Annotated in this window: 24 protein-coding genes and 2 tRNA genes; 14 read left to right on the forward strand and 12 right to left on the reverse strand. The window is 68.8% G+C overall.

From position 1 onward, the window contains the following. Positions 1-281: 281 nt before the first annotated feature. From dnaN to P0L94_14210, 6 genes are all read left to right on the forward strand, one after another. Positions 282-1,430 (forward strand): DNA polymerase III subunit beta, encoded by a 1,149-nt coding sequence (gene dnaN, locus P0L94_14185; protein ID WES63608.1) that lies wholly within the window; start codon positions 282-284, stop codon positions 1,428-1,430. 40 nt (positions 1,431-1,470) lie between these two features. Next, entirely contained in the window at positions 1,471-2,628 is a 1,158-nt protein-coding gene (gene recF / locus P0L94_14190) for a DNA replication/repair protein RecF (protein ID WES63609.1), read from the forward strand. Then, on the forward strand, positions 2,621-3,136 hold the full coding sequence (locus tag P0L94_14195) for a DciA family protein (protein WES63610.1): 516 nt from the start codon (positions 2,621-2,623) through the stop codon (positions 3,134-3,136). Before recF ends, P0L94_14195 begins: the two co-directional genes overlap by 8 nt. A 130-nt stretch (positions 3,137-3,266) precedes the next feature. Beyond that, positions 3,267-5,297: a DNA topoisomerase (ATP-hydrolyzing) subunit B gene (gene gyrB, locus P0L94_14200; GenBank protein ID WES63611.1), complete on the forward strand. Its 2,031-nt coding sequence runs from the start codon at positions 3,267-3,269 to the stop codon at positions 5,295-5,297. A gap of 32 nt (positions 5,298-5,329) precedes the next feature. Beyond that, the gene (gene gyrA, locus P0L94_14205) at positions 5,330-7,885 is read left to right on the forward strand and encodes a DNA gyrase subunit A (protein WES63612.1); all 2,556 of its coding nucleotides are present in this window, start codon (positions 5,330-5,332) and stop codon (positions 7,883-7,885) included. Further along, positions 7,882-8,283 (forward strand): DUF3566 domain-containing protein, encoded by a 402-nt coding sequence (locus P0L94_14210; protein ID WES63613.1) that lies wholly within the window; start codon positions 7,882-7,884, stop codon positions 8,281-8,283. The genes gyrA and P0L94_14210 overlap by 4 nt, the downstream gene beginning before the upstream one ends. 10 nt (positions 8,284-8,293) lie before the next feature. Here the strand turns inward: P0L94_14210 and P0L94_14215 are convergent, their stop codons facing one another. Beyond that, the gene (locus P0L94_14215) at positions 8,294-9,013 is read right to left on the reverse strand and encodes a VIT family protein (GenBank protein WES63614.1); all 720 of its coding nucleotides are present in this window, start codon (positions 9,011-9,013) and stop codon (positions 8,294-8,296) included. A 131-nt stretch (positions 9,014-9,144) separates the two neighbouring features. Between P0L94_14215 and P0L94_14220 the strand changes: the two genes are divergently transcribed. Beyond that, positions 9,145-9,218 (forward strand) — tRNA-Ile (locus tag P0L94_14220). A gap of 12 nt (positions 9,219-9,230) precedes the next feature. Continuing rightward, positions 9,231-9,303 (forward strand) — tRNA-Ala (locus tag P0L94_14225). A 52-nt stretch (positions 9,304-9,355) separates the two neighbouring features. Here the strand turns inward: P0L94_14225 and P0L94_14230 are convergent. The 3 genes from P0L94_14230 to P0L94_14240 form a co-directional block, all read right to left on the reverse strand. Next, positions 9,356-10,537, reverse strand: a complete 1,182-nt coding sequence (locus P0L94_14230; GenBank protein WES63615.1) for an IS481 family transposase — start codon at positions 10,535-10,537, stop codon at positions 9,356-9,358. Between the two features lie 134 nt (positions 10,538-10,671). Continuing rightward, positions 10,672-10,887 (reverse strand): DUF6186 family protein, encoded by a 216-nt coding sequence (locus P0L94_14235; GenBank protein ID WES63616.1) that lies wholly within the window; start codon positions 10,885-10,887, stop codon positions 10,672-10,674. Beyond that, positions 10,884-11,498 (reverse strand): hypothetical protein, encoded by a 615-nt coding sequence (locus P0L94_14240; GenBank protein ID WES63617.1) that lies wholly within the window; start codon positions 11,496-11,498, stop codon positions 10,884-10,886. Before P0L94_14240 ends, P0L94_14235 begins: the two co-directional genes overlap by 4 nt. Positions 11,499-11,595: 97 nt before the next feature. On the opposite strand from P0L94_14240, the gene P0L94_14245 reads away from it, so the two are divergent. Then, positions 11,596-12,024 (forward strand): NUDIX domain-containing protein, encoded by a 429-nt coding sequence (locus tag P0L94_14245; protein WES63618.1) that lies wholly within the window; start codon positions 11,596-11,598, stop codon positions 12,022-12,024. 6 nt (positions 12,025-12,030) lie between these two features. On the opposite strand, the gene P0L94_14250 is transcribed toward P0L94_14245, so the two are convergent. Both P0L94_14250 and P0L94_14255 read right to left on the reverse strand, forming a co-directional pair. After that, positions 12,031-12,504, reverse strand: coding sequence for a YbaK/EbsC family protein (locus P0L94_14250; protein WES63619.1), 474 nt, complete (start codon positions 12,502-12,504; stop codon positions 12,031-12,033). Continuing rightward, positions 12,497-13,087 (reverse strand): hypothetical protein, encoded by a 591-nt coding sequence (locus P0L94_14255; protein ID WES63620.1) that lies wholly within the window; start codon positions 13,085-13,087, stop codon positions 12,497-12,499. The genes P0L94_14250 and P0L94_14255 overlap by 8 nt, the downstream gene beginning before the upstream one ends. A 96-nt stretch (positions 13,088-13,183) precedes the next feature. Between P0L94_14255 and P0L94_14260 the strand changes: the two genes are divergently transcribed. Together P0L94_14260 and P0L94_14265 are read left to right on the forward strand one after the other, a co-directional pair. Then, positions 13,184-13,756: a peptidylprolyl isomerase gene (locus P0L94_14260; protein WES63621.1), complete on the forward strand. Its 573-nt coding sequence runs from the start codon at positions 13,184-13,186 to the stop codon at positions 13,754-13,756. A gap of 14 nt (positions 13,757-13,770) precedes the next feature. Beyond that, positions 13,771-14,649, forward strand: coding sequence for a rhomboid family intramembrane serine protease (locus tag P0L94_14265; GenBank protein ID WES63622.1), 879 nt, complete (start codon positions 13,771-13,773; stop codon positions 14,647-14,649). A gap of 142 nt (positions 14,650-14,791) precedes the next feature. Here P0L94_14265 and P0L94_14270 read toward each other — a convergent pair whose 3' ends face one another. Then, entirely contained in the window at positions 14,792-15,028 is a 237-nt protein-coding gene (locus tag P0L94_14270) for a cell division protein CrgA (protein ID WES63623.1), read from the reverse strand. A gap of 54 nt (positions 15,029-15,082) precedes the next feature. On the opposite strand from P0L94_14270, the gene P0L94_14275 reads away from it, so the two are divergent. From P0L94_14275 to P0L94_14285, 3 genes are read left to right on the forward strand one after another with little or no spacing between them, the layout of a single operon-like run. Further along, entirely contained in the window at positions 15,083-15,895 is an 813-nt protein-coding gene (locus tag P0L94_14275; protein WES63624.1) for a class E sortase, read from the forward strand. Beyond that, a complete protein-coding gene (locus P0L94_14280) occupies positions 15,895-16,050 on the forward strand; it encodes a hypothetical protein (GenBank protein WES63625.1) in 156 nt (51 codons plus the stop codon). The genes P0L94_14275 and P0L94_14280 overlap by 1 nt, the downstream gene beginning before the upstream one ends. After that, on the forward strand, positions 16,047-16,685 hold the full coding sequence (locus P0L94_14285) for a gamma-glutamyl-gamma-aminobutyrate hydrolase family protein (GenBank protein WES63626.1): 639 nt from the start codon (positions 16,047-16,049) through the stop codon (positions 16,683-16,685). The genes P0L94_14280 and P0L94_14285 overlap by 4 nt, the downstream gene beginning before the upstream one ends. A 10-nt stretch (positions 16,686-16,695) precedes the next feature. On the opposite strand, the gene pknB is transcribed toward P0L94_14285, so the two are convergent. The 5 genes from pknB to P0L94_14310 form a co-directional block, all read right to left on the reverse strand. Next, complete coding sequence (gene pknB / locus P0L94_14290; GenBank protein WES63627.1) at positions 16,696-18,399, reverse strand: Stk1 family PASTA domain-containing Ser/Thr kinase; 1,704 nt, start codon at positions 18,397-18,399, stop codon at positions 16,696-16,698. 67 nt (positions 18,400-18,466) lie between these two features. After that, on the reverse strand, positions 18,467-20,191 hold the full coding sequence (locus P0L94_14295; GenBank protein WES63628.1) for a serine/threonine protein kinase: 1,725 nt from the start codon (positions 20,189-20,191) through the stop codon (positions 18,467-18,469). Beyond that, positions 20,188-21,645 (reverse strand): penicillin-binding transpeptidase domain-containing protein, encoded by a 1,458-nt coding sequence (locus P0L94_14300; GenBank protein ID WES63629.1) that lies wholly within the window; start codon positions 21,643-21,645, stop codon positions 20,188-20,190. Before P0L94_14300 ends, P0L94_14295 begins: the two co-directional genes overlap by 4 nt. 1 nt (position 21,646) lies before the next feature. Then, a complete protein-coding gene (locus P0L94_14305) occupies positions 21,647-23,032 on the reverse strand; it encodes an FtsW/RodA/SpoVE family cell cycle protein (GenBank protein WES63630.1) in 1,386 nt (461 codons plus the stop codon). Next, on the reverse strand, positions 23,032-24,267 hold the full coding sequence (locus P0L94_14310; protein WES63631.1) for a protein phosphatase 2C domain-containing protein: 1,236 nt from the start codon (positions 24,265-24,267) through the stop codon (positions 23,032-23,034). Before P0L94_14310 ends, P0L94_14305 begins: the two co-directional genes overlap by 1 nt. Positions 24,268-24,272: the final 5 nt, after the last annotated feature.

Genomic DNA, 24,272 nt, shown 5'->3' on the forward strand with positions numbered 1-24,272 from the left:
CATCGCAAAGGCGCAACCCGCGCGATCCCCGTCCCCGACGCCATCCGCAGCCCATCCACAAATGACACGGATGTGGTTCCCAGGCCGGGAAAGGCATCAGCCGAGTTATCCACAGTTTCCACAGCTGTTAACAACATGACAGAGAGATAGAGAATTCAGGTGGGCCGATCACCTCGGACGCCCGCGCCGTCCTCGCATCGACCGACGCGACGACGCGCACTGGCGCACAGCGCGCAGACCACTAGCATGAGAGAGCCCAACCCGCGCAAGAGGGAGCGTTCGTGAAGTTCCACGTCAACCGCGATGTGTTCAGCGAAGCCGTGTCGTTCGTCGTCAAGCTTCTGCCCCAGCGGAATCCGCAGCCCATCCTCGCGGGCGTCCTGATCGAGGCATCCGATGACGGACTGTCTCTCGCCGCGTTCGACTACGAGGCCTCGGCCCGCACCACGATCGAGGCGACGGTCGACGATCCCGGGACGATCCTCGTCCACGGCCGCCTGCTCTCCGAGATCGCCAGTCGCCTGCCGAACGCTCCGATCCAGATCGAGGTCGACGAGGACGGCGGCATCCTGCTGACCTGCGGCTCAGCGCGATTCACGCTCGCCTCCATGCCCGTGCAGGAGTACCCGGCCATCCCCGAGGTGACGGGCGAGTCCGGCCTCGTGCCGGCCGAGGACTTCGCCACCGCGATCTCGCAGGTCGCCTTCGCGGCCTCGCGCGATGACGTCACCCCGGTGCTGACAGGGGTGCAGCTCGAAGTGACCGGCACGGCGCTCAGCCTCGTCGCCACCGACCGCTACCGCGTCGCGCTGCGCGAGATCCCCTGGGACGGCCCCGACGGCGGCGGCGACACGACCACCGCTCTCGTCCCCGCTCGCACGCTCACCGAGGTCGGCAAGACGTTCGCGCACTCGGGCCAAATCTCGGTGTCCTTCTCCGGCTCGGGCGATCGCGAGATCATCGCGTTCACGGCCGGCAACAAGACGGTCACGTCGCTGCTGATCAAGGGCAACTTCCCGCCGGTGCGACGACTGTTCCCCGAGCAGACCGAGCACCACGCCGTGGCGAACACGGCGGATCTCATCGAGGCCGTGCGCCGCGTCGCCCTCGTCCTGGACCGCTCGGCCCCGCTGCGGTTCACCTTCGCGCTCGACAGCGTGTCGATGGACGCCTCAGGTTCCGAGCAGGCGCGTGCCACCGAGTCGGTCGAGGCGCACCTCACAGGCGAGGACGTCACGCTCGGCCTCAATCCGCAGTACCTGCTGGAGTCGCTCGGCGCCGTGCGGAGCGAGTTCGTGCGCATCACGTTCACGTCGAGCGACAACGCCAACAAGCTGAGTCCCGTCCTCATCACGCCGCAGACGTCGGCGGACACAGCCGGAGAGCAGTCGTTCAAGTACCTCCTGCAGCCGAATCTGCTCCTTCGCTGACGCAGCGGCCGACGTCCGCACCCGTCATTAGGCTTGACCGGTGATCGTGGAGCACCTGAGTCTCGTCGACTTCCGCAACTACGCGGCGGCCGACGTTTCCCTGGGCGCCGGAGCCAACGTGTTCGTCGGCAGCAACGGGCAGGGCAAGACCAACCTGGCCGAGGCGATCGGCTACTTCGCCACCCTCGGCTCGCACCGCGTGACGGCCGATGCTCCCATGGTGCGAGACGGGGCGGATGCCGCCATCGTGCGTGAGCGTCTGGCGCACGGCGACCGGCGGGTCCAGCTCGAGGTGCAGATCAATCGCCAGGGATCCAACAAGGCGCGGGTCAACGGCGCGGCCGTCAAGCCCGCCGAGCTGCCGCGGTACGCCCAAGTCGTGCTCTTCGCCCCCGAGGATCTGCAGATCGTGCGCGGCGATCCCTCCGCCCGGCGGCGGTTCGCCGATCAGCTGCTCATCCAGCGCTCCCCGCGCATGGCCGGAGTCCTCGGCGACTACGATCGCGTGCTCAAACAGCGGACCGCGCTGCTGAAATCCGCACGAGCGCGCGGCATGCGCGCCGATGCCCTCCCGACGCTCGACGTGTGGGACGACAAGCTCGTCGCGCTGGGCAGCGAGGTCATCCAGTCGCGCCTGCTGCTCGCCGCCGAACTGGCGGGACCGATGGGGGCCGCCTACGAGGCGATCGCCGGCGACGATCACGACCCGCAGATCGGCTGGGCGCTCTCGATCGCCGGCGGCGACCCGGAGGACGATCCCGAAGACGTCGGAACGCTCGCCGACACCGCTCGTCTGGCCGAAACGTTCCGCGCGGCCCTCGCCGATCGGCGCGGCACCGAGGTCGAGCGCGGACTGACGCTCGTCGGACCCCACCGCGACGACCTGCGGCTGAAGCTTCGCGGACTGCCGGTGAAGGGGTACGCCTCGCACGGCGAGTCGTGGTCGGTCGCCCTCGGGCTGCGACTGGCGTCCGCCGAGCTCCTGCGCGCCCAGTCGCGCCTGGGCGATCCGGTGCTCATCCTCGACGACGTCTTCGCCGAGCTGGATGCCGGCCGGCGTGCGCGACTGGCCGGACTGGTCGCCGACTACGAGCAGGTGATCGTGACGGCCGCCGTCGAGGCCGATGTTCCGGCGGCGCTGCGCACCCGCCTCGTGCGCGTTGAAGCGGGGACGATCGCGGAGGCGGACGATGAGTGAGCACGGTGCGGCACCCGAGGACGCCGGCGCAATCCCCGAGACCATCGCCACATACCTGCGCCTGCGCGGACTCGAGCCCTCGCCGCGCGCGTACCGGCGCCGGCGGCGGCGCGCCGGCTCGGGCGACGACGAGAATCAGCCGTTCACGCCGGGACGCGACCCCCACGGGCTCGGAGACGTCCTGTCGAACCTGACGCGAGAGTCGGGCTGGGACCCGCAGCTCGCACGGGAGGACGTGGTCCGCGCGTGGGACGAAGTGGCCGGCGCGGACACCGCCCGGCGCACGCGCCCGGTGGCGTTCCACGACGGCGTGCTCACCGTGCAGGCCGACTCGACCGCCTGGGCGAAGCAGCTGCAGCTGATGCGCGCCCACATCCTGACCGAGATCATGAGGCGGTTCCCCGAGGCGGGCGTCGAGACTATCCGTTTCATCGGACCGGACGTCCCCTCCTGGAAATGGGGTCCCAGAGCCATTCCAGGCCGCGGCCCGCGCGATACCTACGGTTGAGGCACGTCCGTACCTGCCCTGAGCATTTTCATCGCCGCACACGGGCGTAGAACCGCGTACAGCGGCATCCGCTTGATAGACTGTCGGCAACGCCGCCGACAGATGTGGAGCGCTCGAGAATATGACGTCCGTGAACCCCGACAGCGCTCCCGAGGACCCCGAGAAGCGATCCGGCGGAAGCGCACCCACCGAATACGGGGCAGACGCCATCCAGGTGCTCGAGGGTCTCGAGGCCGTCCGCAAGCGTCCGGGCATGTACATCGGCTCGACCGGTGAGCGCGGGCTCCACCACCTCGTCTACGAGATCGTCGACAACTCGGTCGACGAGGCGCTCGCGGGGTACTGCGACGCCATCGAAGTGACGATCCTCGCCGACGGCGGCGTGCGGGTCGTCGACAACGGCCGCGGCATCCCGGTGGACATGCACCGGACCGAGGGCAAGTCGACGGTCGAGGTCGTGCTGACGGTGCTGCACGCCGGCGGCAAGTTCGGCGGCGGCGGCTACGCCGTCTCGGGTGGTCTGCACGGCGTCGGATCGTCGGTCGTCAACGCCCTGTCGTCTCGCCTCGAGGTGGAGGTCCGCCGCCAGGGTCACGTGTGGCGCCAGTCCTACGAGGGCGGCGGCATTCCGCGCGCGCCCCTCGCGCAGGGCGAGGCCAGCTCCGAAACCGGCACCACGATCACGTTCTGGCCCGATGCCGGGATCTTCGACACCGTCGACTTCGATTACGACACGCTTCGCACGCGCTTCCAGCAGATGGCGTTCCTCAACAAGGGCCTGCGCATCGATCTTCGCGACGAGCGCGCCCTCGAGGTCGTCGATGACGTGGAGGAGGCGGCCGTCGCCGAGCCCGAGGTGCGACATGACAGCTTCCTCTACGAGCGGGGACTGGTCGACTACGTCGGCTATCTCAACAAGGTGCGCCACGCGGATGCCGTCAATGACGAGATCATCGACTTCGAATCCGAGGACACCGAGCGCAAGATCGCCATGGAGATGGCGATGCAGTGGACGACCAGCTACACCGAGAACGTCTTCACGTTCGCGAACACGATCAACACGCACGAGGGCGGCACGCACGAAGAGGGGTTCCGTGCCGCGCTGACGGCGCTGGTCAACCGGTACGCGCGTGCCAACAACCTGCTCAAGGACAAGGACGACAACCTCACGGGCGAGGACATCCGCGAGGGTCTGACGGCCGTCATCTCGGTCAAGCTCTCCGAGCCGCAGTTCGAGGGCCAGACCAAGACCAAGCTCGGCAACACCGAGGCGAAGGCGTTCGTTCAGAAGGTCGTGGGCGATCAGCTCGGCGACTGGTTCGACCGCAACCCCGCGCAGGCCAAGAACGTCATCCGCAAGGCGATCGACGCCGCCTCCGCACGCATGGCGGCCCGCAAGGCGCGTGAGACGGCACGACGCAAGAGCGTGTTCGAGTCCGCGGCGATGCCCGACAAGCTCAAGGACTGCACGAGCAAGGATCCCTCGATCAGCGAGATCTTCCTCGTCGAGGGAGACTCCGCCGGCGGTTCGGCGGTGCAGGGTCGCGACCCGCACACGCAGGCGATCCTCGCGCTGCGCGGGAAGATCCTCAACGTCGAGCGCGCGCGACTGGACAAGGCGCTGTCGAACAAGGAAGTGCAGGCGATGATCCAGGCCTTCGGGACCGGCATCGGCGAGGACTTCGACATCGCCAAGGCGCGCTACCACAAGATCGTGCTGATGGCGGATGCCGACGTGGACGGCCAGCACATCACCACGCTGCTGCTGACGCTGCTCTTCCGCTACATGCGCGGACTCATCGAGGCCGGGTTCGTCTATCTCGCGCAGCCGCCCCTGTACCGGCTGAAGTGGTCGAACGCACCCCACGAGTACGTGTTCAGCGATCGCGAGCGCGACGCGCTGCTGGCCGACGGCACCGCGAGCGGCAAGCGGCTCCCGAAGGACTCGGGCGTTCAGCGCTACAAGGGCCTCGGCGAGATGAACGCCAAGGAGCTGTGGGAGACGACCATGGACGTCACCACCCGCACCCTGAAGCAGGTGACGATCGACGACGCCGCTGCGGCCGACGAGATCTTCTCGGTCCTGATGGGCGAGGACGTCGAGTCGCGACGTGGCTTCATCCAGCGCAACGCCAAGGATGTGCGCTTCCTCGACATCTGAGCGGGCGCTGAAGGAACTGAGAACGAGAGCACATGGCTGACGAAGAACGTCCCGTCCCCGAGCACGACCACGGCCGCATCGACCAGGTCGACCTGCAGCTGGAGATGCAGCGCAGCTACCTCGACTACGCGATGGCGGTCATCATCGGCCGCGCGCTGCCGGACGTGCGCGACGGGCTCAAGCCCGTGCACCGCCGCGTCATCTACGGCATGTACGACGGCGGATTCCGGCCCGACAAGTCGTTCTCGAAGTGCGCCCGCGTCGTCGGCGAGGTGATGGGCCAGTACCACCCTCACGGCGACACGGCCATCTACGACGCCCTCGTCCGCCTCGTGCAGCCGTGGTCGATGCGCTACCCCCTCGCCCAGGGCCAGGGAAACTTCGGGTCCCCCGGCAACATGGGCGCCGCCGCGCCCCGATACACCGAGACGAAGATGGCTCCCCTCGCGCTGGAGATGGTGCGCGACATCGAAGAGGAGACCGTCGACTTCCAGGACAACTACGACGGTCAGACCCAGGAGCCGTCGGTCCTCCCGGCCCGATTCCCCAATCTGCTCGTCAACGGATCGGTCGGCATCGCCGTCGGCATGGCGACGAACATCCCCCCGCACAACCTGCGCGAGGTCTCGGCGGGAGCGCTGTGGGCGCTCGAGAATCCGGACGCCTCCCGCGAGGAGCTGCTGGACGCGCTCCTCGAGCGGATCCCCGGACCCGACTTCCCCACCGGGGCCCAGATCCTCGGCACCAAGGGCATCCGCGAGGCCTACCGCACGGGACGCGGTTCGATCACCATGCGCGCCGTCGTCGCGATCGAGGAGATCCAGGGCCGCACGTGCCTGGTCATCACCGAACTCCCCTACCAGGTGAATCCCGACAACCTCGCCGTCAAGATCGGCGATCTCGCGCGTGAGGGCAAGATCACCGGCATCGCCGACATCCGCGACGAGACCTCGGACCGCACCGGCCAACGACTCGTGGTGGTTCTGAAGCGCGATGCCGTCGCGAAGGTCGTGCTCAACAACCTGTACAAGCACACCCAGCTGCAGGAGAACTTCGGCGCGAACATGCTCGCGATCGTCGACGGTGTGCCGCGCACGCTGCCGCTCGACGCGTTCATCACGCACTGGCTCGATCATCAGATCGAGGTCATCGTGCGGCGCACGACCTACCGTCTCCGTGAGGCCGAGAAGCGCATGCACATCCTGCGCGGCTACCTCAAGGCTCTCGACGCCCTCGACGAGGTCATCGCCCTCATCCGTCGCTCTCCCACCGTCGACGACGCTCGCGAGGGGCTGAAGAAGCTGCTCGAGATCGACGACACCCAGGCCGATGCGATCCTCGCGATGCAGCTGCGCCGTCTCGCCGCGCTCGAGCGCCAGAAGATCATCGACGAGGCCGCCGAGCTCGAGGCCAAGATCGCCGACCTCAACGACATTCTCGTGACCCCCGCTCGCCAGCGTGCCATCGTGCGCGAAGAGCTCACCGCGATCGTCGACCGCTTCGGCGACGACCGCCGCACGCACATCCTGCACGGCTTCGACGGTGACGTGTCCATGGAGGACCTCATCGCCGAGGAGGAGGTCGTGGTCACCGTCACGCGCGATGGCTACATCAAGCGCACGCGCAGCGACAGCTACCGATCGCAGCATCGCGGCGGCAAGGGAGTCAAGGGTGCGCAACTGCGCGCCGACGACGTCGTCGAGCACTTCTTCGTGACGACGACGCACCATTGGCTGCTGTACTTCACCACGAAGGGTCGCGTCTATCGAACCAAGGCCTACGAGCTGCCCGAAGGCGGCCGTGATGCCAAGGGACAGCATGTGGCGAATCTGCTCGCGCTCCAGCCCGACGAGGAGATCGCACAGATCCTCGACATCCGGGACTACGGCGTCGCCACGTACCTGGTGCTCGCCACGCACGGCGGACTGGTGAAGAAGACGCGTCTGACCGAGTACGACACCAACCGCCAGGGCGGCGTCATCGCCATCAAGCTGCGCGAAGGCGACGAGGTCGTCTCGGCCATGCTGGTCGACGAGGGCGACGACATCCTGCTGATCAGCCGGCTGGGGATGTCTCTGCGCTTCGAGGCGACCGATGAGGCGCTGCGACCGATGGGACGCTCGACCGAGGGTGTCAAGGGAATGGCCTTCCGCGAAGGAGACAGCCTCCTCTCGGCGTCCGTCGCCCGTGACGACGCCTACGTGTTCGTCGTCACCGAAGGCGGCTACGCCAAGCGCACCGAGGTGAGTCAGTACCGCGTGCAGGGTCGCGGCGGACTCGGCATCAAGGTCGCGCGCCTCAGCGACGATCGCGGCAGCCTCGCGGGCGGTCTCATCGTCGCCGAGGACGACGAGGTCCTGGTGGTTCTTGCCAGCGGCAAGGTGGTACGCTCTGCCGTGGCTGAGGTCCCTGCCAAGGGTCGGGACACCATGGGTGTCGTGTTCGCCCGCGCCGGAGACGATGATCGCATCATCGCCATCGCACGCAACGGCGAACGGAGCCTCGCCGATGCAGGCGACGATGCCGAGGCCCCGACCGGCGCCCCCGACGCCGCCCCCGAGACCCCCGAAGAGAGTACTGACGCATGAGCACGGTAGCCGACAAGCTCGCGAAGAAGTCCAGCGCGCGCACGAATGCGAAGCAGGTGCGGCTGCGTCTGGTCTACATCGACTTCTGGTCCGCGGTGAAGCTCTCCTTCCTCGCGGCGATCGCCATCGCCATCGTGACGGTCGTGTCGATCGTCATGGTGTTCCTCGTCATCCAGACGACGGGTCTCATCGATCAGGCCGACGAGTTCATCGGGAGCCTCACCGACGGCATCCTCGTATCGGACTTCATCAGCTTCCCGCAGGTCGTGGCCTTCTCGGCCATCCTGGCGATCCTGAACCTGATCGTGGTCACGGTGCTCGGCGCTGTCGTCGCCGGCATCTACAACCTCGCGGTCAAGGTGACCGGCGGCCTGCTGGTCGGCTTCACGTCGAACTGAGCGGATCGCGTCACATCACGGTCGTTCCCAGCAGGGTTCCGATCAGCCACGTCGCGGCCAGCGCGAGCGCGCCGCCGACCACGAGCCGGACCGCGGATCGGCGACGACCCGAACCGCCGACCTGAGCCGAGATCGTCCCGGTCAGCCCGAGGGCGATGATCACGGCGATGAAGGTGGTCGGCACGCGCCACTCGGGCGGGGGCAGCAGGATCGCGAGCAGAGGCAGAAGCGCACCGAGGGTGAACGCCAGCGCCGATGACAGCGCAGCGTGCCACGGATTCACGAGGTCGTCCTGGTCGATGTGCAGCTCGACCTCGAGATGAGCGGCCAGGGCATCGTGCGCCGTCAGCTCCTCGGCCACCTGACGAGCGGTCTCGTGGGACAGCCCGCGCTGCCGGTAGAGCTCGGTGAGCTCTTCGAGCTCTTCTTGGGGCATCTCTTCGAGCTCGCGCTTCTCCTTCGCGATGAGCGCGCGCTCCGAGTCGCGCTGGCTGCTCACCGACACGTACTCGCCGAGCGCCATCGAGATGGCGCCGCCGACGAGTCCTGCCGTGCCCGCGAGGAGCAGCGCCGGCGTGTCGGTCGTCGCCCCCGCGACGCCGACGACGAGGGACGCCACCGACACGATGCCGTCATTGGCGCCGAGCACTCCTGCCCGCAGCCAGTTCAGCCGCTGACTGACATCGGTGCGATGGGGTTCGGCCTCGTGCAGGGCGCCGGAATCGGTCATGCGGTCAGTCAAGCAATCGCGAACGGGCGGGGCAACGTAGGATCGCCTGCCCTCATCGTCGTCGATTCGTGAATTCGTGCGAATTCAGGTAAAGTCTTGGAGGTTGCCAGCGCGGAAGCGCTGCAGCAGACGGGGCTATAGCTCAGGCGGTTAGAGCGCTTCACTGATAATGAAGAGGTCCCAGGTTCAAGTCCTGGTAGCCCCACTCCTTCGCCCCGGGGCCTTAGCTCAGTTGGTAGAGCGCCTGCTTTGCAAGCAGGATGTCAGGAGTTCGAATCTCCTAGGCTCCACATTGTGATGAGTCGCGACATAGATGACATCTGAGTCGCGACATGGGAGACATCAAGTGAGAGAGCCCGGCCATCGGCCGGGCTCTTTTTGTGTGTTGCGCCAGTAGCCGCGTGTGGGGTCGATGGTGTTGGTCGCGATGATCTCGCCGGTGTCGAGGTGGACGACGGTGATGGTGTGGTCGTCGGCGAGGGCGAGGACGCGTTTGCCGGCGTGGCTGGTTCCGATGCCGAGGTGGTGCATGCGGCCGGCGCGTCGGAAGCTGATCTTGCCGCCGTCGCCGACTTTGTCGTAGCGGAGCCGGTAGTGGACCGGGTTTCGGGAGCCGGCGGGAACGGCTTTCGGTGTGGCGTTGTAGGCGGTCGCGGGGGTGTGTCCGTCGAGGGCGCGGTGCGGCCGGTGGTGGTTGTAGTACTCGCGGAACCGGTCGAGCTGGTGCTGCAGGTCGGGGAGCGTGGTGGGGGCGGGCTGCCGGGCGAGCCAGCGTTTCAGGGTCTGGTGGAAGCGTTCGATCTTCCCCTGGGTCTGCGGGTGGTTCGGGGAGCCGTTCTTCTGCCGGACGCCGAGGACGGGGAGGACGTATTCGAACGCGTTGCGGCCGCCACCGGAGCGGGCGGTGTAGACGCGGCCGTTGTCGGTGAGGGTCGAGGCGGGGATGCCGTGGACGTCGATGGTGGTGAGGAAGGTGTGGACGACATCATCGCCGGTGACCGGGATGTGCGCGGTGCAGGACAGCAGGCAGCGGGAGTGGTCGTCGAGCCAGTTCAGGATCTCGACGTCGGTGCCGTCCGCGAGTCGCCAGTGTGTGAAGTCGGATTGCCAGGTCTCGTTCGGCTGCGCGGCTTCGAACCGGATGTAGGAGGACCGGGGGCGTTTGCGTGGTTCGGGGGTGATCAGGTTCGCGTCGGTCAGGATCCGCCGGATCGTGGAGGTCGATGGTGCCCGCAGTCCTTCCTGGGTGAGGTGCCAGGCGATGGTGACCGGTCCGGCATCCAGCCCGGATGCCGACAGGCTCAGCCGCAGCACGATGATGCGTTCCCGCACCCGGTCGGTCGTGCGATGCGGGCTGGACAGCGGGGCCCGCGACCGCGGCTCGAGCGCATCGAGCCCGCCCTCCCGGTAGCGGACGAGCAGACGGTGCAGATGCTGACGGCTCATCCCGTACTCCGCGGCCGCGGCCGAGACCGACAGCTCGCCCGAGACGACCTTCAACACCACGACCCGATGCTTCGACATGCACGTGACTGTCGCCGATGACGCGACTCACGTGTCACCCATCACCCGTCACCTATGTCATGAACCCACACATCCTAGGCTCCACATCACAGGACGGCCCGGTTGCGGGCGCGCGCGGCATCCGCCGCCCGCGGTCACTGGCCGAAGCCGGGATCGACGGTCTGCGCGACGAGGAAGTGCCAGCCGAGCCACCACCAGCACATGAGCACGGCCAGTCTCACCGATCGATCCGCCATGGCTGCGCCGAACATCGCGATGGCGGTCGCGTCGGCATCCCGTCGATGAACCACGACGGCGGACACGACGAGTGCCGCGGCGCACAACGCGAAGACGATCGGGCTGAGGATCATCGCCGGGTCGCCCCCCGCCGTACGAGGAAGATCCCCACGGCGAGCCAGCCGACGGCGAAGATCGCCTGGCCCACGGGCGGGGTCATGAGCGGATCCAGCAGATCGCTGAGCGCCGGATAGGCTGCGCGACCACCGGGAAGAGTGCGCCCGCGGGTGACCTGGAGCAGCTCCCACAGGCATGCGACGACGATCACGATCGCCCAGCTCCACGCCAGCGCGCGGAGTGCCGGCGTCCACCGGCTCGCGGCGGGGGCCGTCCGCTCACCGGGTACCCGCCACGCGACGGCGGCCGCCGCGATCCCCGCCGTGATGACCGCGATGGCGGACCAGGCGGAGTGACGCGGCACGACGCTCAGGACCACCGCGGGCACGGCCGCGCCGGCGACGAGCGGCAGCATCGCGATGCCGGCCGGCCTGCCCGACGTCGGCGTGAGCGCCGAGACGAGAACGACACCGGCGGCGACGGCGAAGAGTGCGGCATCGCCCCACTGACCGCGTCCGAGCTGCACGATCCCGACGAGCAGGATCACCGTCAGCCACAGCATGGCGCCGCGGCTCGGTCTCCGTCGGGCGGCGCCGGGGGTCGCGGCCCCGGCTTCGTCGCTGGACATGTCACGCCCCCTTCGGCCCCATCCTGGCCCGCGCAGAGGGCGTGGTCGAGGCCCCGATCGACGCTCCGAGATCGGCGGGGCTCGGTATGGTGACCCCATGGATCTTCGCGTGGCGGCCTATGCCGTCATCGTCGATGCCCAGCACCGCGTCCTTCTGGCGCACTGGAACGACAGCGGCCGGTCCGGCTGGACGATGCCCGGCGGCGGGCTCGAGGACGGCGAGGACCCCGCGCACGCCGTGGTGCGGGAGGTACGGGAGGAGACCGGCTACAAGGTCGCGGTCGAGGACCTGCTCGGGATCCATTCGCGTGTCATCCCGCCGGGACGGCGCATCACCGCGGGAAGTCGCGTGCCCCTGCACACTCTGCGCATCGTCTATCGCGCACGCATCACGGGTGGAAGACTCCGCAACGAGATCGACGGCAGCACCGACCGGGCGGCGTGGTTCGAACGCCACCACCTGCGATCCCTGCAGCGCGTCAAACTCGTCGACATCGCTCTGGACATGGCCGGACTGAGGCTCTGACGAGGATCAGCGCGGCAGGTCCGTGATGTCCGCGACGACTGCGCCGTACGCGGCGATCAGCGCGTCGGCGTCCACGAAGAGGCTGTAACCGTGAGCGCCCGCGCCCATCGCGATCCGCTCACCGACGATCCGCTCGTCCGCATACACCGGCCAGTCGGTCGAGCTGCCGATCGGCACGATGGTGCCGCGCTCGTACCCGGTCGCAGCGAGCGCTCGCTCGGGATCCGGGAGCTGCAGACGATTCACGCCGACCACGGCGCGGAGCTTGGGCCACGAGATGACCCGATCCCCCGGCACCAGCGCGAACAGATACGTGTCGTCGGCGCGCTTGACCACCAGGGTCTTCACGATCCCCGACTCTGGAATTCCGAGGAGCTCGGCAGCCTCGGGCAGGCTCTTCGCCGCCGGGCGCTCGTGGAAGGCGACTTCCAGGCCCCGGTCGGCGGCGGCGGTTCTGACGCGTTCGAGCCCGTCAGGCATCCGGGGCGCGCAGCGGGTCGTCGGCGACCCACAGCTCGTCGTCGGCTCGCAGCGTCTGCCACGCGGCGTAGAGCACGCCGATGGCCGCGGCCGCACCGAGGATGATGGCGATCACGCCGCCTGCGCCCAGACCCTTCTTCCGGGGGGCCGGCTCGATGACGCTGAGCTTGGCCGCCAGCTTGCCCGCGGCGTCCTTGGCGTACTTGTCCGCCTTCTTGGCGTAGACCGCGCCGTCGGGCATCGCGAAGCCCTTGCCCGACGACAGTCGCGCGCGCGTGTCGTTGGCGGCATCCCACACCGACAGCGCGCTGCCGACGACGGCGCCCGCCGTCGGGACGATCCTGTCCTGGAGGACGTGCTTGGAGTACTTCGCGCTCTTGTCGACGTACGGCGCCGCGTACTTGGAATACCCTGCCTGCACAGTCGGAACGATCTGCTCGCGGTTGTAGTTGCCGATCTGGCGACCGGCCTCGCGCGCGAGTGTCGCCGCCTCACCCGCCAGCACCTGCTGAGACTCCCACAGGCTGGTCGCCTGCTTCTGGAGCTTGTCGAGTTCCTTCTTGCGCTTGCGGCTGAGACTCACGGTGCCCTCCCGGTAGATGGGGATGTCGTTGTCTTCATCTTGCCAGACCCGATCGGTGTCGGGAGGGGTTGGGGGGAACTCTGAGAGAATGTCGTCATGCCGATTCACACTGCTGTCGCCACGTTCCACACCAACCACGGCGACATCGTCGTCAACCTCTTCGGGGATCAGGCCCCCCGGACCGTCAAGAACTTCGTCGGACTCGCCGACGGCACCGGCGAGTGGACCGACCCGGCGACCGGGAAGCCGGGCGACGGCCCGCTCTACAAGGACGTCGTCTTCCACCGCATCATCTCCGGCTTCATGGTCCAGGGCGGCGACCCGCTCGGCATGGGCACGGGCGGCCCCGGTTACATGTTCGACGACGAGATCAGCCCCGAGCTCACCTTCACCGAGCCCTACAAGCTGGCCATGGCCAACGCGGGTCTGCGTCGCAACGCGCTCACCGGCAAGCCGTCGGGCACGAACGGCTCGCAGTTCTTCATCACGGTGCCCGGCCAGGGCGGCCGCGGCCCCGAGTGGCTGCAGGGCAAGCACACGATCTTCGGCGAGGTGGCCGACGACGCGTCCAAGGCCGTCGTCGATGCGATCAGCTCGGTGCCGACCGCCGCCGGCGACCGTCCCGTCGAGCCGGTGGTCATCAGCTCGATCGACATCGCCGCAGCCTGAGGCCCCGCCACCGCGTGACCACCGACGCGCCGCGTCGCAACAGCGACGACTTCTGCTACCGCCATCCCGACCGGCAGAGCTTCGTGCTGTGCCAGCGCTGCCTGCGCACGATCTGCACCGAGTGCCAGACCCCCGCCCCCGTCGGGGTCATCTGTCCCGAGTGCCTGCGCAATCAGCAGTCCGGACGAACCCCGGCTCAGCGGAAGGCACAGCGGCGGTGGTCACGTCCGCGCTTCCTCGCTCCCGCCGCGGGGCGTCCGATCGTCACGCAGGCGATCGTGGCGATCAGCGCGCTGTTCTGGCTCATCGGGCTGATCCCGGGGCTGGGGTCGGCGGTGCGCGACTGGCTGCTCTTCTGGGCGCCGTACCTCTACCCCGCTCTCACCGGGACGTTCCAGCCGTGGCGGCTGCTGACGGTCTCGCTCGTGCACGACGGCTTCTGGCACGTCGGACTCAACATGCTCGCCCTGTGGATGATCGGACGCATCCTCGAGCCGATGCTCGGACGCTGGCGGTTCCTCGTGCTGTACCTCATCAGCGCGTTCGGCGGCTCGGTCGCGGTGACGCTGCTGTCGTTCACGACCCCCGTCGTGGGGGCATCGGGCGCGATCTTCGGACTCTTCGGCGCGCTACTGGTCATCGGTCGGCACATCGGAGCCGACATCACCGGCATAGCCATCATCCTGGGACTGAACCTGGTCATCGGATTCATCCCCGGCTTCAACGTGTCGTGGCAGGCGCACGTGGGAGGACTGGTGGCCGGAGCGCTGGTCGGTCTGATCTACGCCCGAACGCGGTCCGCGCGTCAGCGTGGTCTTCAGATCGGTCTGCTGGCGGGGCTCGAGGCTGTGCTCATCGCACTCCTGCTGCTGCCGCCGGCGGTGATGTTCTGACCCGGGGATGACAGGAATTACACGTGTGTGATTCATCCCCAGCTGTGGAAGAACCTGTGGATAACTTCGCCGGGAGCCCACATGCGACGAGCGCAGGACCCGCGTGGGTCCTGCGCTCGGAGAAGAGGATCGACGCTGTGCGTCAGCGCCAGCGCGTCGTCATGAGGAAGCCGAGGAAGGCGATGCCGAAGCCGATCACCAGGTTCCAGGCATCGATGCCCGGAATCGGGTACTGCATGCCGCTGAGGTAGAACACGATCACCCAGATCAAACCCACGAGCATGAGTCCGATCATGATCGGCTTGAACCACACGGGGTTGGGTGCCGCGTCACCTTCTGCGCGCTCGACGAGCTCGTCGTCGTTGCCGGGTCTTGCCATGCACCCAGTCTAACCGGCGACGGGCGTACGCCCGACCCTGACTAGAATCCCGATGTGGAGGAGGATCGGGTGCCGTCGCGCGTCGCGCCGAAACCGGCTGGACGATCGGCCGGCAGAACCGGCACATCCGTCGCCGGCGTCATCGGCGAGATCCTCATGACCGCCGGCGCCGTCGTTCTGCTCTACGTCGTCTGGCAGCTGTGGCTGGGCGACGTCATCTACGGCGCGCAGGCGAATGCACAGGGACAGGATCTGTCGCAGGCATGGGCGCAGCAGTACGACGGCGCGCCGGCACCGTCGCCGCCCGCCACCGCTCCCTCCCCGACCCCTTCGCCGACGGGCGGACCGGAGGTCGACGCGGTCGCGCCGGTGATCCTCGAGGAGCCGGCCGGAGCCGAGGACTTCGGCGTGCTCCACGTCCCGCGCTTCGGCGCGGACTACGCCGTGCCGATGGCGGGAGGAGTCACGCGCGCGGGGACCCTGGACAGGCAGCGGATCGGTCACTACCCCGGGACGCAGATGCCGGGCGAGGTGGGGAACTTCGCCGTCGCCGCACACCGGACGACCTATGGTGCGCCGTTCAACCGCATCGCAGAGCTGCACGTGGGAGACGCGCTCGTGATCGAAACCGCGGTCGGGTGGTACACGTACCGCTTTCGCAATCTCGAGTACGTCGTCCCGTCGGCCGTCGAGGTCCTGCTGCCGGTGCCCCAGATCGACGCCGCTCCCGCGGGTTCGCGGTACATGACCATGACCAGCTGCAGCCCGCTGTACTCGGCGGCCGAGCGCATCATCGCGTACAGCGTCTTCGAGTCCTTCACACCGCGTGCGGACGGCGCGCCCGATTCCCTCGGCGGAGGCGCCTGATGTACGCGGCCCTGTGGCGGATCCTGCCCGGACCCTGGTGGATCAGGGTTCTCCTGCTCGTGCTGCTGCTCGCCGCCGTTCTGTACGGGCTGTTCTTCCTCGTCTTCCCCTGGGTCGCCGACATCGTCGCGCCGCAGGACGTGATCGTCGAATGAGCCGGCCGACACCGCATCCCGTGCTCGTCGTGGACAACCACGACAGCTTCGTCCACACGCTCGTCGGCTACCTGCACGAGCTGGGCGCGGAGACCGACATGATCGAGGCGGATGCCGTCAGCGACCCCGGCAGCCTCCTCGCCGGCCGCCGCGGCGTGCTGATCTCCCCCGGGCCCGGGACACCCGCGCGCGCGGGAGCCTCGATCGCGATGGTGGGCGCGGCGGCGCGGGCGGGCGTCCCCCTGCTGGGCGTGTGCCTGGGCCACCAGGCGATCGCCGAGGCGTTCGGCGCCCGCGTCGACCATGCTCCCGAGCTCATGCACGGGATGACATCACCCGTCCATCACGACCGGTCGCCGCTGTACGCCGGCCTGCCGGAGCCCTTCACGGCGAACCGATACCACTCCCTCGCCGTCCTCCCCGAGTCGGTTCCGCACGAGCTGGTGGTCAGCAGCCGCACGGACAGCGGCGTGATCATGGGATTGCGCCACCGCACGCTGTCGATCGAAGGCGTCCAGTTCCATCCCGAGAGCGTGCTGACCGAGGGCGGATACCGGCTGCTCGGCAACTGGCTCGCGCGCGTCGGCTACCCCGCTGCTCCGGCGATCGGCGCGACACTGCATCCGCACCGCTGACGACTCCGCGTCAGGGGGTTCCGGTGCAGTACGTCAGCGTGATCGACGAATGGATCGGGACGTCTCCGGGCGTCAGCGACTGGTTCGACACCGTCGGGGGGCTGCTGGCCTCGCAGCCCGGATCCTCGGACGTCGAGACCTCCAGTCCGATCGCCTCGAGATCCCGCTGCGCCGCATCGAGCGTGTATCCCGTGACATCCACGAGGGTCACACGGCCCGAGGCCACAACCACGTTGACGACGGTTCCCACCGGAACGGACGCGCCGGCGCTCCGGTCGGAGGACATCACGGTCCCCTCGGCGAGGTCGGGATCGTTCTCGGCGCTCGCCGAGCCGAGTGACAGGCCGGCATCGCTCAGTGCAGACTCCGCGGCATCCAGACCGAGACCCTGGATGTCGGGGACGGTCGCCATCTCCTGACCCTCGGAGACGTACACGCGGATCTCCTGACCCGGATTGACCGACTCGCCCGCGATCGGATCGGTGCGGATGACATTGCCCTCGGCGATGTCGGAGTTGGGCTCGTCGATGCGGAAGGCCACGAGGTCCTCGTCACCCAGCTCGCCGTTGGCGCGCTCGTAGGTCATGCCCGTGACGTCGGGGACGATGCGGGCGTTCGACGGCACCTCCGCCTCGGGCTGGATCGACAGCACCCAGAACAGCAGCGAGATGAGCAGAACGGCCAGCAGCGCCACGCCTGTCCAGATCCACGCGACGGGAGGACCCGACTGCGTGCGCTTCATCGTCGTGTCGGTGCTCAGCTGACGCAGCGACCGCGCCGTCTCCGCCGCCTGACGCGGGTTCGGTCCGTAGAGCTCGCTGGTCAGAGCGCCCATCTGACGCTTGGAGGGCGCCTTGCTGTCGACGGTCGCATCGAGGGCCGAGCGGAACGCCGCCGCGTCCTGGTAGCGCTGGAACGGATCCTTCGCGAGCGCGCGCAGTGCGACGGCGTCGAGCGTGCGCGGAACCGTCGGATTGATCTCCGACGGAGCCACCGGCGCCTCGCTCACGTGCTGATAGGCGACGGCGACCGGTGTCTCACCGCGGAACGGCTGACGCCCGGCGAGCAGCTCGTAGAGCACCACGCCCGTCGAGTACAGGTCGGCGCGCGCATCGACCGGCTCACCCTTGGCCTGCTCGGGCGAGAAGTACGCGGCGGTTCCGATGATCGCCGTCGTCTCGGCCACGGTCGACGAGCTGTCGGACACCGCGCGGGCGATGCCGAAGTCCATGACCTTCACCTGACCGGCGGGCGTGACCATGACGTTTCCGGGCTTGATGTCGCGGTGGACGACGCCGGCGCGGTGCGAGTACTCCAGCGCCTCGAGGATGCCGTCGACGTAGCGGACCGTGTCGTCGACCGGTACGGGGCCGTCGGCGATGATGTCCTTGAGCAGGCGCCCCTGCACGAGCTCCATGACGATGAACGGGACGGCGCGGGTCGTGCCGTCGGAAAGCGTCTCGGAGTCCTCTCCCGCGTCGTAGACGCGGACGATCGTGGGGTGGGACATGCGCGACGCGGCCTGCGCCTCGAGCCGGAAGCGGGTGCGGAAGGCGTTGTCGCCCGCCAGCTCGCGGTCGAGGACCTTGATGGCCACTTCGCGCCCGAGCGTCATGTCGTAGCCCCGGAACACGCTCGCCATGCCGCCGCGGCCGATGGGCTCGTCGACGCGGTAGCGGCCGGCAAGCACGCGCGTGGCAGCAGTCAACGTCACTCCCTGATGAGAACCTTCCGCAAGACTAGCCGAGCCTCGCGCAGTGGTCGGCGCGGCTGTGGACCGGTCAGGGGGTGCCCGACGCGGACGGCGACGGCGGGATCACGATCGTCGCGGTCGCCTCCGGCGATTCATCCGACGTGCGCGTGCCCGACGGCCCGCCGGAGCACGTGACCGTGTATGTCACGATGAGCGTTCCCGACGCGGTGTCCGGGATCGTGATGCTCGCCGTGCGGCGGACCGGGTCGAACGTCGCTGTCGCAGCGCCGGAGTCCGTGAAGATCCCGTTGGTCGCCGTGAAGTCGTACCTGCTGACCGAACCCTCGCCGGCGATGCAGGTGTAGCCCTCCCATGTGACCTCGATCGTCGCGCCCGGGGCGACGGTCGCGGCGTTCAGGACGGGGGCGGCGGGCACGTTCATCGCCTGCTGCGCGGCGTAGTACGTCAGGGTGATCGTCGTGCCCGTCTCGACGCGACCGGTCGGGTCTACGTTGTAGACGACGTTCTCGTCCGCCGCCGTGGGCGCGGGGTTGCCCGCGACGCAGCTGGCCACCAGATCGGCGTCCTCGACGAGGGCGCGGGCCTCGTCGCAGGTCTTGCCGTCCAGGTCGAGCTCGCTGACGTTGACGCGGCCGTCATCGGTCGGCGTCGGCGTCTGGGACGGGGTGGGGGTCGCACTCGCGCTGCTCTCGCTGGGGCTCGGGGTGGGGGTTCCCGGCTGGTTCGCCAGCAGCGCCCAGACCGTCCCGCCGAGCACGAGCAGCAGCAGCACGATGAGCGCGATGAGCGGCCACGTCCACGGGCTGCGCTTCTTCGGGGCGGCCATCGCCTCTTCGCCCTCGAGCGGGACCGGAGCGGCCATCAGCTGCGTCGCCGCGGCCGTGTCTGCACTCGAGGTCAGCAGCTTCGTCGAATCGTCGGCGATCATGCCCGCTGCAGCCAGCGCGGGGACGGCCGCCGCAGCGGCTTCGAGATCGCCGCGGCGCAGTGCGGTGGCGGCGCGCGCCACGGCCGCGGTCGACGCCGGCCGGTCCTCGGGCTTCTTGGCGATCATGGCCATGACGAGGTTCTGCACCGGCTCGGCCACCGTCGCCGGAAGCGGAGGCGGCTGCTCGTTGATCTGCGCCATCGCGATCGCGACCTGCGACTCGCCGGTGAACGGACGTTTGCCGGCGAGGCACTCGTACGCCACGATGCCCAGCGAGTAGATGTCGGTGGCCGGCGAGGCCGGGTGGCCCGACGCCTGCTCGGGCGAGAGATACTGCACCGTGCCCATCACCTGACCGGTCGCCGTGAGGGGGACCTGGTCGGCGATGCGCGCGATGCCGAAGTCCGTGATCTTCACGCGGCCGTCGGGCGTGATGAGCAGGTTGCCGGGCTTGATGTCGCGATGGACGAGCCCCGCGGCGTGGGCGGCCTGCAGCGCGGCCGCGGTCTGCGCCACGACGTCGAGGGTGCGGTCCGTGGAGAGCGTTCCGTCGCGCTCGAGGATCGTCGAGAGCGCCTCGCCGGGGACGAGCTCCATCACCAGGAAGGCGCTGCCGTTCTCCTCGCCGTAGTCGAAGACGCTCGCGATGCCCTCATGGTTGACGAGGGCGGCGTGCCGGGCCTCGGCGCGGAAGCGCTCGAGGAACCCGGGGTCCCCCATGTACTCGTCCTTGAGGATCTTGATCGCGACCGTGCGTCCGATGACGTGATCGGTCGCCTCCCACACCTCGCCCATACCGCCGATGGCGATCCGAGTATCAAGCTCGTAGCGGCCGCCGAAGGTCACACCCTGCGTCGGTCTCATCGTCCCAGCACCGCCTCCATGACCTTCTTCGCGATAGGAGCGGCGACCGTGTTGCCGCTGCCCGACTGTCCCAGACCCCCGCCGTCCTCGACGACCACGGCGACGGCGACCTCGGGATCGTCAGCCGGGGCGAAGCCGGTGAACCACAGCGTGTATGGCTCACTGTCTCCGTTCTCTGCGGTGCCGGTCTTCCCGGCCACCTCGACCCCGTCTATTCTTGCACCCGACGCGACGCCCTCACTGACATTGGCGACCATCATCGCCACCATCTCCGCCGCGAGGCCGCGGTCGAGGGCGCGACCGTACTCGATGTCGTCGAAAGTCTGCTGCACCGACAGGTCCGCGCCGATGACGCGGTCGACCATGCGAGGCGCCATCACCACGCCACCGTTGGCGATCCCCGCCGACACCATCGCCATCTGCAGGGGCGTTGCCGTGACCTGTCCCTGCCCGAACCCGGTCAGCGCCGTCTGCGCGTCGTCCAGCGCCCGCGGGTAGCTCGAAGGCGTCGACACCAGGGGCAGCTCGAACGACTGGTTGAACCCGTACTTCTCGGCTTCCTCGCGGATGGCGGCGTCGCCGAGCTCGACCGCCAGCTCCGCCATCGGGATGTTGCAGCTGAGCCGCAGCGCGTCGGCGATCGTGACCTCGGAGCCGCCGCCGCACGTGCCGCCGCCGGCGTTGCGGATGACCGCGGTGGAACCGGGGAGCGTGTAGGTCGCGGGGTTCGGGAGCGTCGACTGCGGCGTGTACTCGCCCGAGGCGAGGGCCGCCGAGGCCGTCACGAGCTTGAAGGTCGAGCCGGGCGGATTCAGGTCGCCCGCGATCGCGCGGTTGTACAGCGGATCGGACGGGTCGGCGATGAGCGCGTCGTAGTCCGTGTTCACGGCGGCCGAATCGTGCGAGGCCAGCAGATTCGTGTCGTAGCTGGGACTCGTGGCCATCGCGAGCACGCGCCCGGTCGACGGCTCGATCGCGAGGACCGCCCCCTGCAGCCCCGACAGCGCCTCGAACGCGGCCCGCTGCACCTCGGCGTCGAGCGAGAGCACGACGTTCGATCCGCGCGGCGGCTGACCCGTGAAGATCCGCTCGAGCCGCGCGAAGAACTGCGAGTCGTCCTGGCCGGACAGCACGCCGTTCATCGCCCGTTCGATGCCGATCGCGGAGCCGAGCGCGGGGTTGATGTAGCCGGTGACCGGAGCCCACATCTCGGCATCCGTGTACACGCGCTGCCAGCTGTAGACGTCGGGCGACGGCAGCGACGACGCGATGGCCGAGCCGCTGGCGATGATCGATCCGCGCTGCACCTCGTACGAGTCGTACAGGGCGCGGGTGTTGCGCGGATTGTCCGACAGCGTCTCGGCCTGGACGACCTGGATGACACTCGTCGACGCGAACAGCGCGAGGAACATCAGCAGCATGATGATGCTGAGTCGGCGGAGCTCCTTCGTCATGTCAGCCGATCACCACCCGCGGACGCGAGCGCACGGCATCCGAGATGCGCAGCAGCAGCGCGACGATGATCCAGTTGGCCACCAGCGACGATCCGCCCGCGGCCAGGAACGGCGTCGTCAGGCCGGTGAGGGGGATGACGCGCGTCACGCCGCCGACCATGATGAAGACCTGGAGCGCGAGCGTGAACGACAGGCCGGTCGCGAGGAGCTTGCCGAAGTCGTCCTGGCCCGCCAGACCGATCCGCACGCCGCGGCTGGCGAACACCATGTACAGGCACAGGATCGCGAAGACGCCGACGAGGCCGAGCTCCTCGCCCAGGCTGGCGAAGATGTAGTCGCTCTCGGCGACCGGCGTCAGATACGGCCGGCCCTGCCCCAGTCCCGTTCCCAGCAGTCCGCCCTGAGCGAGGCCGAAGATGCCCTGGACCAGTTGATAGCTGCCGCCGGTCGCGTCGATGACCTCGGGGTCGAAGGCGTTGAGCCAGTTGTTGAAGCGCCAGCCGACGTAGGTGAGCACCTGCGCCGCCAGCACGGCGCCGGCCACGGCGAGCGAGACGCCGATGAGCACCCAGCTCGTCTTGCCGGTCGCGACGTAGAGCATCGCGACGAACATGCCGAAGATGAGCAGGCCGGTGCCGAGGTCGCGCTGGAGGACGATGATGCCGACCGAGATCAGCCACACGACCAGCAGCGGGCCGAGCTCGCGCGCCCGCGGCCAGGTCATGCCGAGCAAGCGCGTCCCGACCGACGACAGGCTCTCGCGGGTGCGCACCAGGTAGCCGGCGAAGAAGATCGCCAGCAGGATCTTCGCGATCTCACCCGGCTGGAACGAGAAGATGCCGAACGACACCCAGACGTCGGCGTTGGCGTCGGTGCCCAGGCCCGGCACGAGAGGGAGAAGCAGCAGCACGATCGCCGCGAGCCCCGACAGGTACGTGTACCGGAACAGCACGCGGTAGTTCCGCAGCGCGACGGCCACGACGATGGCGAGGACGATCGCGATCGCTGCCCACGCGAGCTGCCGCGTCGAGAAGGCACCCCACCCGTGCTGATCGGCTGCGAGGTCGAGCCGGTAGATCATCGCGAGGCCGATCCCGGTCAGCAGCGTGGCGATCGGGACGACGAAGGGGTCGGCGTCGCGTGCCCGCAGACGCAGCACGATGTGCAGCGCCAGCACCAGCGCCGTCGGGCCGACGCAGTAGACCAGGAACGTCCAGTCGATGGCGCCGACGGCGCCCAGCTGGACGAGCGCGATGGCGGCGCCGTTGACGGCGAACGCGAACACGAGCAGGAACAGCTCGCGGTTGCGCTGCGTCTGCGGCACGCGGATGCGCTTGAGGGCGCGGACGACCGCCGTGTCGGTGCTCAGCTCCTCGGTGGCGCTCATCAGTCACCTCCCGAGACGGCACGCAGTCGATCGACCACAGCATGGGCGTTCTCGAGGGAGTCCGCGCTGATGGTGTTCTCCACCGTAGCCCGCGTGAACGGCGACAGATCGTCCAGCAGGATGCCGGTGTCCTCGTAGACCGTCGACAGCGAGATCGGACCGATGTCCTGCTGGATTCCCTGGTAGATCACGACGGAGTCGGCATCCGCCCCGATGAAGAACCGCGTCTGCGACCACTGGTAGGCGCCGAACAGCCCCGCCCCGAGCAGCAGCAGGACCAGGACCAGCCCCGCGATCCACCCGATCCGGCGACCGCGGGCGCGTCGGCGATCCTCCTCGATGAGCTCTTCGAGGAACTCCGCGGCCGGCTCGAAGTGGGTCGGCTCGTTGGCCGCCTGCCGGCCCGGGTGCAGCCAGCTCGTGCGACCCGGGCGCGCCGCAGGGACCTCCACGCCCTCGGGCGTCGAGGCGGAGCCGACGATCGACGCCGTCCCCGAGAACACCGGGTGCGCTCCCCCGACGTCGACGATCACGATCGTGACGTTGTCCGGGGCGCCGCCGTCCAGGGCCTGCTTGAGCAGGACGTCGGCGGTGCGACCCGGCGCGAGACCGAGGGCGAGCGCCTTGGACGTGTGCGCGTCGTCGACGACGCCGGACAGGCCGTCCGAGCACAGCAGCCAGCGGTCCCCCGGCTCGGTCGGCATGATGAAGGTGTCGACTTCGGGGTCGGGGTCCATGTCGCCGAGGACGCGCATGAGCACGGAGCGACGCGGGTGGTAGCGCGCCTCCTCGGGGGTGATCCGGCCCGAGTCGACCAGGCGCTGCACGAACGTGTGGTCCGTCGTGATCTGCGTGAGGGCTCCGTCGCGGTACAGGTAGATGCGCGAGTCGCCGATGTGGGCGATGACCGCGTACTGATCGACCATCAGCAGTGCGCTGACGGTCGTCCCCATGCCCGCGAGCTCGGGTCGCTGGACGACGGTGTCGATCAGCTCGGTCGCGCAGTCGACGATCGAGTCGCGCAGCTCGCGCTCCGCCGCCGCCGTCCCGTCGTACGGGTGGTCGATCCGCTCGAGCCGGTGGACGGCGATGCTGGAGGCGACATCGCCGCCCGCGTGACCGCCCATGCCGTCGGCGACGACGAAGAGGTTGGATCCGGCGTAGCCGGAGTCCTGATTGTTGGAGCGCACGCGGCCGGTGTGCGAGATCGCCGCGCTCGAACCCTGGAAGACCATGAAGG

It is taken from the genome of Microbacter sp. GSS18 (assembly GCA_029319145.1).
Classification (GTDB): domain Bacteria; phylum Actinomycetota; class Actinomycetes; order Actinomycetales; family Microbacteriaceae; genus Microbacterium.